This is a genomic window from Peribacillus sp. GL_122, assembly GCF_057835005.1.
Genome location: NZ_CM174415.1, coordinates 1,236,890 through 1,252,526 on the forward strand (window position 1 = coordinate 1,236,890; position 15,637 = coordinate 1,252,526).

Genomic DNA, 15,637 nt, shown 5'->3' on the forward strand with positions numbered 1-15,637 from the left:
ACAATAAAAGAACGAAATCTTTAAATGAGGTGTAATTTCATGTCAAGAAAAAAAATGGGCCTTTTAGTCATGGCTTATGGTACTCCATACACTGAAGAGGATATTGAAAGATATTATACACATATTCGTCATGGGAGACGGCCAAGCGATGAATTGATTGCCGACCTAAAAGGCAGATATGAAGCGATTGGTGGATTATCCCCGCTTGCAAAAATAACGGAAGGACAAGCTGAAGCCCTTGAAAAGAAATTGAATTCCGTTCAGGAAGAAGTTGAATTCAAGGCATATCTTGGACTGAAACATATTGAACCTTTTGTTGAAGACGCAGTGAAACAAATGCATGAAGATGGAATCAAAGAAGCGGTCAGTATAGTATTGGCACCGCATTTTTCAACATTCAGCGTGAAGTCTTATAATGGACGTGCCCAGGACGAAGCCGCTAAATGGGGGGACCTGACCATAACTTCCGTTGAAAGCTGGTATGATGAGCCGAAATTCATTCAATATTGGGTAGACCAAGTAAAAGAAGTAATCGGGAAAATGTCCTCGGAAGAACGCGATAACTTCGCTTTGATTGTGTCGGCACATAGCCTTCCTGAAAAAATCCTGCAATCAGGAGATCCGTATCCAAATCAACTGAAAGAAACGGCAGACATGATTGCTGAAGGCGCAGGGGTTACCAATTATGCAGTAGGCTGGCAAAGCGCTGGACAAACACCTGAACCATGGTTGGGACCTGATGTACAGGATTTAACCAGAGATCTTCATCGAACAAAAGGTTATAAAGCTTTCATTTATATTCCTGTTGGCTTTGTTGCCGAGCACCTTGAAGTCCTTTATGATAATGATTATGAATGTAAGGTTGTGACAGAAGAGATTGGTGCAGGTTACTATAGGCCGGATATGCCCAATGTTAAACCTGAATTCATCGATGCTTTGGCTACAATCATTTTAAACAAATTACAGGAAAAGTGATCAATCAATAGAGGAAACCAGTTTAACCATGCTTACGATTCGCTCTACATATTTTCATATGAAGTTGATAGATGCCATGCACCTGGAAAAGCGACGCTTTTTTTACTTTACCTGAGTGATTTAAATAAATACCCCTTTTGAAAAAGTGGCTGTCCATTAATGAGGATGGCCATTGTTTCTCTAAAAAATCGAAAATTTAATTGAAAAGACTGAATATTTTTGGTATGATATCGTTGAACATAATGACTATTTTGTCCGTTTGGTCAGGATCGAGGTGGGAAATGTCTGTTGATCGTAAAAAATTAATTTTAGAAGCCGCGACCAAGTCGTTTTCACTTTTTGGATATAAGGCAACGACGATGGATCAAGTCGCTAAAATTGCCAATGTGGGAAAAGGGACCATTTATACCTTTTATAAAAATAAAGAGGAGCTGTTTAAAGAAATCGTTCAGCGGATGATAGAGGAAATGAAATATGAAGCTGAACAATCTTTGGATGATCAATTCTCCTTTTTTGAAAATCTGCATCGGGCCGTTTATCGAATTCTGGAGTTCAGGCAGGAACATCAATTATCTTTAAAACTTCTTCAGGAAGAGCGGGAAATTGGTACGCCGGCCGTTCAGGAAATGGTTAATGAAATGGAAGAAGCCATTGTATCCTACATTAAGGAAAAACTAAAAATAGCGATTGATAAGGGCTATATACAGCCTTGCGATCCAGAGATAACAGCTTTCCTGATGCTAAAGATGTACCTTGCCCTGATTTTTGATTGGGAAAGGAACCATGCCCCATTAGAGAAAGAGGAAATTGCTGAACTATTTAAAATATATTTGTTCAAAGGATTATCCGTAAAGTGATAATTCTATTTTTTTGCTGAAAGTCAATGAATCCCAATAAAAAGAAGAGATGCCGATGAGCGGTATCTCTTCTTTTTATTGGGGATGTTTTTCAGCTGCGAAACTGAACCTTATATGAATTCATCCTGCTATTTGGGAAGCGGATGGTGGAACACAAGAATACTACTCTCCAGAAAGGCAATGATCACAGTGGTTTCCATAACATTCGTGCTGTTCTTCGATTTTTTTTCCGCATTCCGTGCATTGTTTCGGAGGCAGGTTTTTAAAGAACTCAACGCTACTTTGAATCATGAACATCATCTCCTGAATTATTTTATTATTCGCTTTTCTATAGTTTTATTGTATTATAACAGATTTACAATGTCAACGAATGTTTTATAACATAAGTAAAAAAGGTGAAATAAGGGCAAGAATAGTTTATATTAATGGGGAAGTCATTGAGAGAAAAAAAGGAGTGCCTAAGCATGAAAATCACCGTAATTGGCTGCTGGGGCGGTTATCCAGCTAAAAATGAGGCAAGTTCCGGCTATTTGCTTGAATATGAAGATTTTCGCATTCTGCTTGATTGTGGCAGCGGTGTTCTATCACAGCTGCAAAACCATATGAAGCCGGAGGATCTTGGTGCAGTTGTATTATCCCACTATCATCCGGATCATGTAGCGGATATTGGTGTCCTGCAGCACGCTGCGTTCATACAGCAGATATTGGGCAGCGAAAAAAGGACGATTCCTATTTATGGTCATGATTTGGACGAAGTCGAGTTTGGTAAGTTAACTTATAAAGACGTGACAAAGGGGATAGCCTACACTGCTGATCAACCCTTAACCATTGGACCGTGTAAATTTACGTTCATGAAAACAAATCATCCAGTCCCTTGTTTTGCAATGAGGATTGAAGCTGAAAATCATTCGATAGTTTACACAGGGGATAGTTCATATATGGATGAGCTTGCAGATTTCGCTAAAGACGCAAATGTTTTACTATGTGAAAGTAACTTTTACAGTGATATGGATGGTTCAAAGGCGGGGCATATGACGGCAAGAGAAGCGGGCATGCTAGCGGAAAAGGCTGACGTCCAGCTTTTGCTGTTAACTCATCTCCCACATTATGGGAATCTTGATCAACTGAAAAAAGAAGCATCCGAGGTATTCAAAAGGGAAATAGCTGTAGCTAAAACCAATCTCGAATTCCAACTATAAATGAAACATCAGTGATATGAAGTCTACAAGGAGGAACAACTGTGCTTTTTATTGATAATAAGGGAATTACAGATCCAAGAATTAACCTTGCCATTGAAGAATATGCGCTTAAACATTTAAATATAGATGAAACCTATCTTCTATTTTACATTAATCGTCCTTCAATCATCATAGGAAGAAATCAAAATACGATTGAAGAAATCAATGCCGATTATGTAGATGGAAATGGCATTACAGTTGTTCGCCGCCTTTCCGGGGGGGGAGCGGTTTATCATGACCTAGGGAATCTCAATTTCAGTTTCATTACGAGGGACGATGGGGATAGTTTCCATAATTTCAAGAAATTCACCCAGCCTGTCGTGGAAACGCTTGAGAAACTTGGAATACATGCTGAATTGAGCGGTCGTAACGATATTCTGGCTGAAGGAAAGAAAATTTCGGGAAACGCGATGTTTTCAACGAAGGGCAGAATGTTCAGTCATGGGACATTGCTGTTTCAATCAGAAATGGATCACATTGTATCCGCTTTAAAAGTGAAAAAAGATAAAATAGAGTCAAAAGGGATAAAATCAATAAGAAGCCGTGTCGGTAATATTGCTGATTTCTTAAAAGAACCGATGTCTGTTGAAGAGTTCCGTTCGTTCCTTCTGCAAAATATTTTCAAAGATAGCGGTAAGGTTACAGAGTATATTTTAACGGAGACGGATTGGGAGAAAATTCACATAATCTCTGAAGAAAGGTATCAAAACTGGGAATGGAATTACGGAAAATCGCCTAAATTCAACTTGCAAAACTCACATAGATTCCCTGTGGGGTCTGTTGACATCCGCCTTGAAGTGAACAGGGGAATTATTGAAAATTGTAAAATCTACGGCGATTTCTTCGGGGTCGGAGAGGTTGCGGATATTGAACAAAAGCTTACTGGAACACGTTATGAAAAGGAAGCAATCAGCAGGGTACTAGATGAGATCGATGTTCGTCATTATTTTGGCAATGTAACGAAAGAAGAAATATTGGCACTAATATATTAAGCCACAAAAGCCGTCCCGACTTAATAGGACGGCTTTTGTGCCTAATAATGACAGTAATTGCTTGAATATGGATAAAATTGTTGCTGTAATAGCTTTCTTTTAATATAATAAAAATGTATTTAGTTCACCATAAAAATGAATGACTATTCATTCATGCTATTTGCAGGGGAGGGAGAAAGATGAATTTATCTGAACAGCTTCATCAAATGGCTTTAAAAAAGGCGGATAAGCCAGCATATTACTTTATGGATCAATCCACTTCATATGGGGAATTGGATAAAGCCGTTACGAAGTTCGCAGACGAATTACATAGGCTGGGTGTTTCCAAAGGTGATAACATTGCGCTGTTATTAGGCAACTCTCCACATTTCATCATTTCGTTGTATGGGGCTATGCGAGCAGGGGCGACCGTAATTCCCGTCAATCCAATTTACACACCTGACGAGATTGGTTATATCCTTAATAATGGCGATGTAAAGGTTGTTGTGGCATTAGATAAGCTTTTACCCTTACTAGAGAAAATGAACCCGATCCTCTCAAGCGTAGAACAATATGTTATTTGCGAAACGCAGCAGGATAATGGGGATATTAGCGAATTTAACATCTACCCAAAAATGAAATCGTTTACAAAAATGATCGAAACGGGGGATGACGGTTTTAAAGGGCCAGAACTGGATCCTGAAGATACGGCAATCATACTCTATACTTCCGGAACAACGGGGAAACCAAAGGGGGCCATGCTCACACATACCAATATATTTTCCAATGCACATGATATTGGTGAATATTTAAAAATCTCGGAAAGTGACCGTGTCATTACGACATTGCCAATGTTCCATGTTTTCAGTTTAACGGTAGTTGTGAATGCCCCATTGATAAGCGGAGGTACGCTTTTAATTGTCCCGCAATTCAGTCCAAAGGAAATATTCAGGCAAATCAAAAAATATGATGCAACCGTTTTTGCTGGAGTGCCTACGATGTATAACTTTCTTTTCCAATATCCAGATGCGAAAGAAGATGCTTTGAAGTCGTTACGAATATGCATATCGGGAGGATCCGCAATGCCTGTGTCCCTTCTTGAATCATTCGAGCGAAAATTTAATGTCAGGGTTTCAGAAGGATATGGCTTATCCGAAGCTTCCCCAGTTACCTGCTTCAATCCTTTGGATCGTCCAAGGAAGTCGGGATCCATCGGAACCTCCATCCTTAGGGTGGAAAACAAAGTGGTCAATGAGCTTGGAGAAGAAGTGCAAATCAACGAGGTAGGAGAATTGGTTGTCAGAGGTCCGAATGTAATGAAGGGCTATTATAAAATGCCTGAAGAATCAGCCGCTGTCTTGAAAAATGGTTGGTTATATACAGGCGATTTAGCCAGGATGGATGATGAAGGCTATTTTTTCATTGTAGATCGTAAAAAGGAGCTTATCATCGTCGGTGGTTATAATGTCTATCCACGTGAAGTGGAGGAGGTTCTGTATGCCCATCCTGAAGTAGTTGAGGCAGCAGCCATAGGCGTTCCCGATCCCAATCAAGGGGAAGTGGTTAAGTGCTATGTGGTAAAGAAAAACAATGCATTGACAGAGGAAGAACTGCTTGCCTATTGCATGGAACATTTGGCCAAATATAAGGTACCGGCAAAAATTGAGTTTTTGGCTGAACTTCCAAAAAACGCGACTGGTAAAATTTTACGACGCTCTTTGAAAAACCATGTACTGCAAAACTGAATTTCATTGATCATAAGGAGATCATTGCCTATATCCGGCAATGGTCCTTTTTTTGTACAACCAAAGTGTATCATGCTGCATAAAATATATTGGAGAATCTTAAAACCTTGATTCTTGTTTCGAAAAGAGTTATGATTGTCATTAAAAATTTCCACATAATTGTAAGGAGGGGTTAGATGAGAGATGTAAAGCTTTTGGATATTTTTACACATCCCATTGCTCAAAAATACTTGAACCGTTCAGGTCTGGCACATGCGATTGCGGTAGCATACCATGCGTTTCACTTAGCAAACGAGTATAATGTCGACCCTGATATTGCTGCTAAAGCTGGACTTTTGCATGATATGGGTCATTTCACCTGGTATCGCAATGGTAAATGGGATTATGATCTGTATAAACAAAATGATATTCACCCCATCAAAGGTGCAGAACGAGCACATAAACTTTTAATCCGCTTGGGGGAAAACCCGATAAAGGCAAAGACCATTTCCCTCGCCATTTTATTTCACACCGATTCGTTCTTACCTTCAAATGATATTATTCGTACACCGCTTCAGCAAGTCGTCAAATGGGCCGACGAAAAAGATGAAGAAGAAGGTGGAAAACACCATTATCGCAAAATTGATTTTCCCCGGGCACAGGAGAGCATCATGAAACTTGATACGCTCATAGATGAGGAACAAAGAAGAAGGCTATCATCCTGAAGACAAACGGGTGATAGCCTTTTTACTGTCAGGAGGTACACTTTTTAAGCATTTTACAGTTTAAATTTGTTATCAGGTGAATTAATGATGTAAAGTATAGACCAATAGAACTATTAGCGCGGGCAATTATAAAAAATTATCGGATTAATAACAATAATGAAAGTAACAGGTGATGTTATGAAGTCGATTAAGCTATTGATATATGGTGGTCAGGGAAGATTTGAGGAATTCATCGAAAAAGAAGAAGACATTAAGGCCATAGGGGTGACTGGAAGTGAAATGGACCTTCTTGATTTTAATCACACATCATCAGTCATGCCGATCCTAAAGGTAAAACATCCATCCACTCCTTTCCTCATTTTTACTGCCTATTCAGAAGATCATTATCTTATCGAAGCGATATGCCATGGTGCAGCAGGTTATGTGTTACAGGATGGCGGAATGAAACAAGTGCTGTCGGCAATCCGTCAATGTGCCAACGGTCAGATAGTTTATCCCGCCTCATTTAAATCAATTTTAATGAAGAAGCTGCAGCAGGATGTTGAAAGATCACCAGTAACTTTGGATAAGGCAATCGAAAAATTGGGGGCCTTTTCTAAACGCGAGTATGAACTGCTTATCCTGCTGACCCAAGGTGAAACAAATCAGCAAATCTCAAAAAAACTTTTTCTATCCATCGGCACGGTAAAAAACTATATAAGCCGTATTTACAAAAAACTGAATGTTAATAATCGACCGGAGCTTATGGCACTTTTGTATAGTTTTCAAAAAAGCGGGATGAAGGGATGACTACCTCATGCCCGCTGTTCCGTTAGTCGGCTTCATTATCGATTTCGCATTCCAAAAAATTTGATGAAACGATTTACATCAAGGTAATTAGGTGCCGGCAAAGGGATAAATTCGTCGTTACCTTAAACCTCCAAAGCCCTCCGTTTTTTTTAAAATATCTCTGCATATTCATCATTTCATCTCCTCGATGTCAATATTATCCCGGAAGTACATTTTTGACTGAAGGTGTATTCTGTGAAATCTTAAGGTTGATAATAAAGAATAAAAAATAAAAAAATGATGGAGATTGAAAGGAATAAATAATATAGAAGGGAAATGCGGTTCTAACCTGTCCATTTTGGATTAAACTATTAAGAGGAGATTCGTTTAAGGAGGGGCATCATGGTTAGAAAATGGGCTGGAAGAGCGATTCTGTTATATATCCTTTATGCAGCGGCGATGTATTGGTATATTTTTTATGGAGCTGATACCTCGATTCCCGAAGCTTTGCGTGGAACTGCAGCAGATCCTGCAACATTTCTGAATGCAAGGGAACTAAAGCTTAGCGAAGAGTATTCAGGACTGCGGAATTTTATTTTTTTCGTATCCAGGCCATATGAATGGCTGCTGTATTTCTTCATTTTATTATTTGGTTTTTCAAAAGCATTTGAAAAGTCGTCAATGGCAGTCTCGAAATGGAAAGCGGTCAGAACGGGCATCTACTTATTCTGGCTTTCCGTTATTTCTTACCTGGCACTGTTTCCAATCAGTTTCATCGGATATCGGATGAGCAGGAGTTACCATATAAGTACACAAAGTTTCACCTCGTGGATGAAGGATGGAGTCATCGAATTCTGGGTGAATTACGGGATGATGTTCATCATCGTGTCCGTTTTGTATTGGTTAATGAAGAAAAGTGTGAAGAAGTGGTGGCTCTATGCTTGGATGTTGTCCATTCCATTTACCTTGTTTCTGATGTTTGTACAGCCTGTATTGATTGATCCGCTATATAATGAATTCTATCCGCTCAAAAATAAAGAGCTGGAAACGGAAATATTGGCACTTGCCTCACAGGCTGAAATTCCTGCTGAACACGTGTATGAAGTAAATATGGCGGAAAAGACAAATGCCTTGAATGCATACGTGACCGGCATAGGTTCCAACTCAAGAATAGTCCTTTGGGATACGACCCTGCACAAACTGAAGGAAGATGAAATCCTTTTTATCATGGCACATGAAATGGCTCATTATGTGGAAAAGCATATTTATATAGGGATTGCAGGTTATTTAGGACTGACTTTAATCGGTTTGTGGCTGACATCGAAAATCATGAATTTTATCATTAAACGCTGGGGCCATCTGTTAAAGGTTCGTTCTATTGACAGTATTTCTTCTCTTCCTTTATTTCTCTTAATAACGTCTGTGCTGCTCTTTGCTTCGAGTCCGCTGTCCAATTATGTTTCCAGATATCAAGAAACAAGGGCTGACCGTTATGCCATTGAAATGACCGGGGATAAAGAATCAGCAATCACGACGTTCCAGGAACTCACGAGGTCGGGTTTGAGTCAAGTCAACCCACCATTCCTGGTTAAATGGCTGCGGTATTCCCATCCAACCATGCTCGAGCGGATTTCAACGGTTGAAAATACAGATACAAAGGGTGATTGAAAGCCAGCTGAAAACCAGCTGGCTTTTTTCTTCTATATCGGAAAAATGTAAGTTTGTAAGTTGTTTTCAGAAAAAACTATTATTTTTAAAAACCTAAGGTTCTCTACTATAATAAATTAAATTCCCAGTTCGTTTTAAGGAGATCGGATATGTATAATGTACTTTTGATCACTATGGGCTCAGTGCTTGTTGCAGTAGCCTATAACTTATTTTTGATACCTCATTTAATTTTAAGCAGCGGACTTAGTGGACTTGCGATTATGTTCGGAATCATCACTCCGGTCAACACAGGGATATTGAATTTTCTGTTGAACCTGCCATTGCTGATTCTTGGATACTTGAAATTAGGGAGACGCTTTATCACCTATACGATATTATCAGTTGTCGTGATATCCGTCAGTTTATACCTCATTCCAGTTCACGGAATATCCACTGATCCGATTTTGTCTTCTTTATTTGGCGGAATCATATCGGGATTCGGTATAGGCATCATCTTTCGTGCTTCAGGTTCTTCAGGCGGTTTTGATATCATTGCCATGCTTTTGGCTAAGAAGAGCGACTTTCCACTTGGTACAATGCTTTCGGTGATGAATGCAGTTGTGGTGGTTATCTCAGGCTTCATCTTTGGTTGGGATGCCGCATTATATACGCTGATTTCCATTTATGCAGCAGGAAAGGTGATCGATACGATCCATTCCAATCACATTAAATTAACATTGATGATCGTTACCAAAAAGAGTGACGAAATGAAAACCAAGCTCTTGACCAACCTTTATCGTGGAATTACAGTCATGGATGGTGAAGGTGCATATTCAGGAGAAAAGAGTAAAGTAATGATGACAGTCATTACACGTTATCAGTTAACCGATGTAAAAACGATGATAAAAGAAGTGGATCCGAATGCTTTTGTCAATATAACCGAAACAGCCGAGGTCATGGGGATGTTTCATAAAGAGTGATGATAATTAGAAAAGCCTCCCAATATTATGGGAGGCTTTTCTGATCATTAGGCTTTTTTATTCATGCATTTTAATTGCCGAACTGTTTTAGTAAAACGTTCATTTCAGAACTTAGTTTTAAGAATAAAGGTTGGTTTTTCATATCCAAGGCTTCATCGATCTGTTTTGCAAGGATATTCTTTTTGGTAGTAAGGACGGCTTCCTGAATAATCATATCAATTAACATTTCCTGAACCACGGCATCGTTTTTCATTTCGCTCATTGATAAGGACTTCACTGACTCTGAATAAGATTTTTCATTTTTCAAAGTTACCACCCCTGACCCTTTTTATTATTATATGGATTTGAGCGGATAAAATCAACTGAAAATTTAAAAAATTTAAACATTAATAGAGAATGTGTCATTTAGATGACGAAAAAGCCACTAAATAAAAGAATTCTTAATTTTTCGTGAACTCCCTTTTTATGTTTTAGGGTTGTGCTATTATAGTGAGTAATTTAACATACATTTACTATTCCCCTTCACTCTTCTTGGACAATGGGGAATGGAGGGGTACAAGCAATCAAGAGTATAAGCTTCGGTAAAGTAAAAGCGGTGTTTAGTAATGAGGAAGAGGTGGATTAAAAATGAAGGAAAACAATCAGGGAATCATCGAGGAATATGAAATCACGCCACATACACTAATGGTTTCGCCAATCAATTATGGGAGTAAAATATATTCCCGTATCGTTGAAATGGAGGACGAGTTCATCTCCCCGTTTAAACCCATGGAAATAATAAAGAAAAGCTGTGAGTTCTTCGGATCAAGTTATGAAGGACGCAAGCAAGGCACGAAACAGCTCATAAACATCACACATAAAGCACCGATCGCGATTGATCCGACCAGTTCGATTTTCTTCTTTCCGACTACATCTCCGTTGCGTCCTCAATGCATCTGGCTATCACATGAGCATGTGGCATCCTGTGATCGCCTGGATTCCAAACATACAACCATCACATTCAGGAATAGACAAACTATCGATATAGCAGTATCATGCAGTTCTTTCGAAAACCAGCTGCACCGGACATCTTTTTTAAAAACGAAATTGATCCAGAGAATTGAGGAGACAAAGAGGAAATCCTTCTATCTGTTTTCCGATGCAAATGGGGCAAAGGCTTCAGAGGTAATGTCAAAGTATATACCGCGTTAGTGGGGTTTCAGGGATAATCATAAAAGAATGCAAACGGGATTCATTCAAAATTAAAGCAAGCCCTTCTTATTAAAGAAGGGCCCCGGAATTAATCCTCAAATAATTCATCCATTAAATCGTCAATCTCTTTTCTTAACTGCTTAGTGCCTTCTTTGGAAATGGTGATCGTATTACCATCGATAATCAGCATATCTCCTACTTTTGCTCCCTTGGGAAGAGCGCTTTTAGGAAAATCCTTCATGTCGCCACCTTCGATTTCAACGACAGCGATCTTTCCCTCGAAGCGATCGATAATTCCTTGTACCATTTATTTCACCGTCTTTACAGTAATTTTCTGACCTGTAGAAGTAAAAATAATGTTACCTGATTTATCTGTGCGATAAGTTTTGGCTTTCACTGAATTCAACCGTTTTACAACAGTAGAAGTAGGGTGCCCATATCCATTTTTCCCTACACTGATTACAGCGTATTTCGGTTTTGCTTTGTTAATGAAAGCTGAACTTGTTGATGTTTTTGCACCATGATGGCCGACTTTAAGTACATCCACACTTGGTACCAGTTTTTTAGCCAGCATATCTGACTCTGCTTTTACTTCAGCATCACCTGTAAACAAGAATGTTTTTTTGCCGTGTTTAAGTAAAAGGACTGCACTCCAATTATTTAAGTCAGACTTAGCATATTCTTTAACAGGTGCAATGAATTTAAGGGAATTATCCTTAGCTTTAGTGTTGATTTCCACGCCAGTCTGCGCCTTTTTTATTGTAAGCTTCTTCTGCTTAACAGCCGTTAAAAAGTCTTTGTATGCTTGGGTAGTATGAGAAATTTTAGGGGCATACACAGATTTCACATTAAGCGATTTTATCACATAAGCCAGACCGCCCACATGATCCGCATCTGGGTGAGTGGATACTAATGCATTAAGTGTTTTTACCTTTTGTTTTTTTAGGTAGGCTACAACTTCGTCGCCCTTTCCTTTACCGCCGCCATCGATTAAAACGTTTTCGTTACCTGTTTGAATAAGGATTGAATCTCCTTGTCCTACGTTGATGAAATGTACCTTCACATTTGAGGCTGCCTCGGTTGTTTTAAGTCCTGTGAATAAAGACAAAACAAGAACAGCGACCAGTAGAATATTTATTTTCTTCATTTTTTTCCCTCCAATAATAATTTACCATGTGTAACAGGGAAAATGGGGATTTGGACATAATTTTCCTTGTGATAAAAAAAGGAAGATGGGCGTCTGAATCGTGGTTAGGTAAAATAGACCTAGGTATTTATATTTAATTAACAAAGCTATTAATTTACAGGTGAAAAGACAATAGAAAATCTATTTCTCTCAGAATTTTATTAGAAGAATGTTATAAGTATGGAGTTGACATGCTTGGTATTGAAGGAGCAGGCTACGTATTTGAAGTTGAAAGTACAGAGCGTTATAGAGAATGTTGATGAGTTTGTTTACTGTTTAAGAATAATAGATGAATATTATGGAGTTCGACCGGATTATATAAGCAGAATTGAATAGATATAAAACTTGTAATGAATATATACAAGATAGCTTTCAAGAGGCAATTGAGAACTGGGATTGATACCATATCGGAAATGTCTTGCACTTTCGAATTAATTATTTCTTATAAAAACCATGCAAATAAAACATTGCATGGTTTTTATAAGAAACAAGGGATTGAGGAAATTTTTCACAATCAAGCAATGGGGTATGAATTTGTTAATAGTTCACTTCATAATGCATAATATAATAGACACCACATGATGTATCAATAATTTTGTTCAGTATTTCACAAGCGTTTTCGCGAAAGGTTCTTATTTTTTTGGCAGGTAAATTAATACTTTACATATCAATTGATGGTTACAAGTAGATGATAGTAAGTATGGATATGCAATTAACAATCTTTTGCAAAAACATTATACGGACTCTAAAATGATAGTGTTGGATAATGGTTATTATACGAGCCCGGCCTATTATTCGTTAAGGACTGTGTCCTTGAATCGTTCAGTGCAAATCATGAGTGATGTGTTACATTCTTCGGCGGGTAATGACATTAGTTACTTTAGCATTGATTTGTCGAAGCGCCTCTTTCAAGAAAGCTGTTTTCCTAACTTTCTCATCAATATGATGAGTGCGGAAACGATCATAACGGGGGTCACTCCAACCTTTGCCAAGGAATATGTAAATAACTTTGATTTAAAGAATCTTAAAACTAAAATGGTTCACTTGATTACATAGGTTATGCCTTGATCGAAAATTGAAAATCCATGTTTGAACAAGCCAATTATTATATGATTATGGAACATTCATACATGTGAATGGAGGTAAGTAAGTCCTATCGATCTTGATTATCAAAAATTGACCTCCCGTAACTTTATGAAGCAGGAAAGGTGGGATGCGTTGTTAATGGCATACATACTTACAACGAAGGTCATCTGTACCCTTCCCGAAAGGCTCCAAACACCCATAGTTCACAAACATATAGTGGTGATGCCTGTAACCCGCTAATTCCTTGAACGGTGTCTTTTTTCGAAAAAGTAATAACATAACAAGTCTTCGGTTTTGTTGCGAAGGCGGGGATTGAAATAATTATGATGTTCCTCGTATCCTTTATATAAAAAACAATACATCGTGAAGGATTCATCGCGTTTGATTTCACTAACCTTAATATTCTCCTTGCGCAAATATCGCCTTACCTCGGCAAGTTCGTCTTGAACCACTTTTAAAATATGTTCGACTAGCTCCGAATAGGGCCTTTTTAATTTAAACGGACTAATTTCGATGACCTTGAGATCCCGGTTTAAGACTGTTATAACCATAGGGAGGTAGATGGCTTTTTCAATCATATTTCGGTCATCTTCTGGAATGCGGGTCATCTTGACCGCTCCTTTCTAAAGTAGCACGGTTTTTAATATTAGTATGTATACTATGTAAAAAAGAACGTTTGTTCTGTTTTTTTATCCTAATGTATTTTCAGTGTATATGCAAGCGGTTTTGATAAATCTAGAAATATTCGTTAACAAGATTATGTTTTCCGGAGTTAGGGAAAGTATGAAGGTATATGGATAATAATTCTTGCAATTTCAGGGGAAAGTGATATATCTAAAATAAACAGTTTTTAATAAGTTTATGCTGCTTGGATAGCAGCATGTCGAGGGAGATAATTATGGATTTGGATACTATACGTGAGTGGTTTACACTTGATCATATATCTGCACTTATTCAGCAATATCGCTCATTCGGTCCAATTCCCGGGATCTTACTGCCGATGCTGGAAGCTTTTTTGCCCTTTTTGCCTTTAGTGGTGTTCGTGCTTGCTAATGCAACGGCTTTTGGCCTATGGTGGGGATTTTTATTTTCTTGGATTGGTGCGGTAGCGGGTTCTTTTTTGATCTTTTGGATTATTAGAAGATATGGTCAAACGAGGTTTTTCCGGTTTTTGCAAAAGCATAAACAGGTGCAGAGGTTGATGGTTTGGGTGGAAAGCCATGGATTCGGTCCTTTGTTCATATTGCTCTGCTTCCCTTTTACACCTTCGGCCATCGTTAATATCGTGGCAGGACTTTCAAAAGTCAGTCCCTTGCAATATGGACTTGCAGTAGTGGGAGGGAAAGCGGTGATGATCTTTACGATCAGCTTCGTAGGTTACGATTTAGTATCCTTAATTCATAAACCTGTGCGTACGATCATTATCGGGATCGTCATCTTTATCCTATGGTATGTGGGGAAAAGACTTGAAGTCCGGTTAAATAAAAGCATGAAGAGGGAAGAAGGACAATAAATTAGTATATAAATGCAGTAGGGGTTGAAATAGATGGAAAAAACAAATAAGAATTCTTTATCCGATTGGATAAAACCAGCGATGATAGCTTTTGTTATTTACATCTTAATCCGTACATTTTTCTTTTCAAGCTATGATGTTGAAGGGAAGTCGATGCAGCCGACCCTAGAAGATGGAAATAAACTTGTCGTGAATAAAATCAATTACCAGATTCATGATATCAACCGTTTTGACATTATTGTTTTTCATGCGAATTCACAAGAAGATTATGTTAAGCGAGTTATAGGGATTGCAGGTGACCAAATTCGTTATAAAGATGATTGGCTTTACGTAAATGGTAAGAAAGTGGATGAGCCTTATCTTGAGAAATTCAAGGAAGGTTTCCCGGAACAGGACTTTACGGGTGATTTTACATTAAAAGAATTGACGGATGTAACCAAAGTTCCGGAGGGCAAGCTTTTTGTCATGGGTGATAATCGTCTTGAAAGTGCTGACAGCCGTCACTTTGGTTATATACCGGTTGAAAATGTTGTCGGTAAAGTGGATGTTCGATATTGGCCGGTCAAAGATTTCAATTATAAATTTACAGGTGAATGATCGTGGAAGCCCAAAATTATGTGGGCTTTTTCTTTTGGGGAAAAACGCGAACGTACGATTGGTGTTTTTTAAAGGGAAACGGTAAAATAATAGAAAGTAAATCTAATTGGAAACAGAAACCTAGTCATGGTGACTAAAGTATTTCTGGTATGATGGATCTAGATATTATGTTGTAAGGG

At 38.4% G+C, this 15,637-nt stretch carries 18 protein-coding genes; 13 read left to right on the forward strand and 5 right to left on the reverse strand.

Annotated features, from left to right (window positions below; genetic code table 11):
• The first annotated feature begins 39 nt into the window (after positions 1 to 39).
• Together hemH and AC3ISB_RS06005 are read left to right on the forward strand one after the other, a co-directional pair.
• Positions 40 to 975 carry a ferrochelatase gene (gene hemH, locus AC3ISB_RS06000; RefSeq protein ID WP_141993112.1) on the forward strand — a complete coding sequence of 312 codons (936 nt, stop codon included), beginning with the start codon at positions 40 to 42 and terminating at the stop codon, positions 973 to 975.
• A 281-nt stretch (positions 976 to 1,256) separates the two neighbouring features.
• On the forward strand, positions 1,257 to 1,832 hold the full coding sequence (locus AC3ISB_RS06005; protein ID WP_098371353.1) for a TetR/AcrR family transcriptional regulator: 576 nt from the start codon (positions 1,257 to 1,259) through the stop codon (positions 1,830 to 1,832).
• Positions 1,833 to 1,994: 162 nt separating this feature from the next.
• Here AC3ISB_RS06005 and yhfH read toward each other — a convergent pair whose 3' ends face one another.
• Positions 1,995 to 2,123: a protein YhfH gene (gene yhfH / locus AC3ISB_RS06010; protein WP_065310849.1), complete on the reverse strand. Its 129-nt coding sequence runs from the start codon at positions 2,121 to 2,123 to the stop codon at positions 1,995 to 1,997.
• Between the two features lie 173 nt (positions 2,124 to 2,296).
• Here yhfH and AC3ISB_RS06015 point away from each other — a divergent pair, with 173 nt between their 5' ends.
• From AC3ISB_RS06015 to AC3ISB_RS06045, 7 genes are all read left to right on the forward strand, one after another.
• Positions 2,297 to 3,031 (forward strand): MBL fold metallo-hydrolase, encoded by a 735-nt coding sequence (locus AC3ISB_RS06015; protein ID WP_098371352.1) that lies wholly within the window; start codon positions 2,297 to 2,299, stop codon positions 3,029 to 3,031.
• Positions 3,032 to 3,072: 41 nt separating this feature from the next.
• Complete coding sequence (lplA, locus tag AC3ISB_RS06020; RefSeq protein ID WP_141993113.1) at positions 3,073 to 4,062, forward strand: lipoate--protein ligase; 990 nt, start codon at positions 3,073 to 3,075, stop codon at positions 4,060 to 4,062.
• Positions 4,063 to 4,241: 179 nt separating this feature from the next.
• Positions 4,242 to 5,786: a fatty acid--CoA ligase family protein gene (locus AC3ISB_RS06025; RefSeq protein ID WP_480339960.1), complete on the forward strand. Its 1,545-nt coding sequence runs from the start codon at positions 4,242 to 4,244 to the stop codon at positions 5,784 to 5,786.
• Between the two features lie 176 nt (positions 5,787 to 5,962).
• Positions 5,963 to 6,490, forward strand: coding sequence for an HD domain-containing protein (locus AC3ISB_RS06030; protein ID WP_098371349.1), 528 nt, complete (start codon positions 5,963 to 5,965; stop codon positions 6,488 to 6,490).
• A gap of 177 nt (positions 6,491 to 6,667) precedes the next feature.
• Positions 6,668 to 7,279 carry a LuxR C-terminal-related transcriptional regulator gene (locus AC3ISB_RS06035; protein WP_489275821.1) on the forward strand — a complete coding sequence of 204 codons (612 nt, stop codon included), beginning with the start codon at positions 6,668 to 6,670 and terminating at the stop codon, positions 7,277 to 7,279.
• Between the two features lie 381 nt (positions 7,280 to 7,660).
• Complete coding sequence (locus AC3ISB_RS06040) at positions 7,661 to 8,926, forward strand: M48 family metallopeptidase (protein WP_489275822.1); 1,266 nt, start codon at positions 7,661 to 7,663, stop codon at positions 8,924 to 8,926.
• A gap of 149 nt (positions 8,927 to 9,075) precedes the next feature.
• Positions 9,076 to 9,885 carry a YitT family protein gene (locus AC3ISB_RS06045; RefSeq protein ID WP_480339963.1) on the forward strand — a complete coding sequence of 270 codons (810 nt, stop codon included), beginning with the start codon at positions 9,076 to 9,078 and terminating at the stop codon, positions 9,883 to 9,885.
• Positions 9,886 to 9,955: 70 nt separating this feature from the next.
• On the opposite strand, the gene AC3ISB_RS06050 is transcribed toward AC3ISB_RS06045, so the two are convergent.
• Entirely contained in the window at positions 9,956 to 10,192 is a 237-nt protein-coding gene (locus AC3ISB_RS06050; protein WP_480339964.1) for an IDEAL domain-containing protein, read from the reverse strand.
• Between the two features lie 320 nt (positions 10,193 to 10,512).
• Between AC3ISB_RS06050 and AC3ISB_RS06055 the strand changes: the two genes are divergently transcribed.
• Entirely contained in the window at positions 10,513 to 11,076 is a 564-nt protein-coding gene (locus AC3ISB_RS06055; protein WP_489275824.1) for a competence protein ComK, read from the forward strand.
• Positions 11,077 to 11,164: 88 nt separating this feature from the next.
• On the opposite strand, the gene AC3ISB_RS06060 is transcribed toward AC3ISB_RS06055, so the two are convergent.
• Together AC3ISB_RS06060 and AC3ISB_RS06065 are read right to left on the reverse strand one after the other, a co-directional pair.
• Complete coding sequence (locus AC3ISB_RS06060; protein WP_098371344.1) at positions 11,165 to 11,383, reverse strand: DUF3006 domain-containing protein; 219 nt, start codon at positions 11,381 to 11,383, stop codon at positions 11,165 to 11,167.
• Positions 11,384 to 12,223, reverse strand: a complete 840-nt coding sequence (locus tag AC3ISB_RS06065; protein WP_098371343.1) for a ComEC/Rec2 family competence protein — start codon at positions 12,221 to 12,223, stop codon at positions 11,384 to 11,386. It lies immediately after the preceding gene.
• Positions 12,224 to 13,075: 852 nt separating this feature from the next.
• Between AC3ISB_RS06065 and AC3ISB_RS06070 the strand changes: the two genes are divergently transcribed.
• On the forward strand, positions 13,076 to 13,318 hold the full coding sequence (locus AC3ISB_RS06070) for an STAS domain-containing protein (RefSeq protein ID WP_144550807.1): 243 nt from the start codon (positions 13,076 to 13,078) through the stop codon (positions 13,316 to 13,318).
• A 266-nt stretch (positions 13,319 to 13,584) separates the two neighbouring features.
• Here the strand turns inward: AC3ISB_RS06070 and AC3ISB_RS06075 are convergent, their stop codons facing one another.
• The gene (locus AC3ISB_RS06075) at positions 13,585 to 13,956 is read right to left on the reverse strand and encodes a YhjD family protein (RefSeq protein WP_098371342.1); all 372 of its coding nucleotides are present in this window, start codon (positions 13,954 to 13,956) and stop codon (positions 13,585 to 13,587) included.
• A 290-nt stretch (positions 13,957 to 14,246) separates the two neighbouring features.
• Between AC3ISB_RS06075 and AC3ISB_RS06080 the strand changes: the two genes are divergently transcribed.
• Both AC3ISB_RS06080 and lepB read left to right on the forward strand, forming a co-directional pair.
• Complete coding sequence (locus AC3ISB_RS06080) at positions 14,247 to 14,861, forward strand: TVP38/TMEM64 family protein (RefSeq protein WP_098371341.1); 615 nt, start codon at positions 14,247 to 14,249, stop codon at positions 14,859 to 14,861.
• Between the two features lie 33 nt (positions 14,862 to 14,894).
• A complete protein-coding gene (gene lepB, locus AC3ISB_RS06085; protein WP_098371340.1) occupies positions 14,895 to 15,458 on the forward strand; it encodes a signal peptidase I in 564 nt (187 codons plus the stop codon).
• Positions 15,459 to 15,637: the final 179 nt, after the last annotated feature.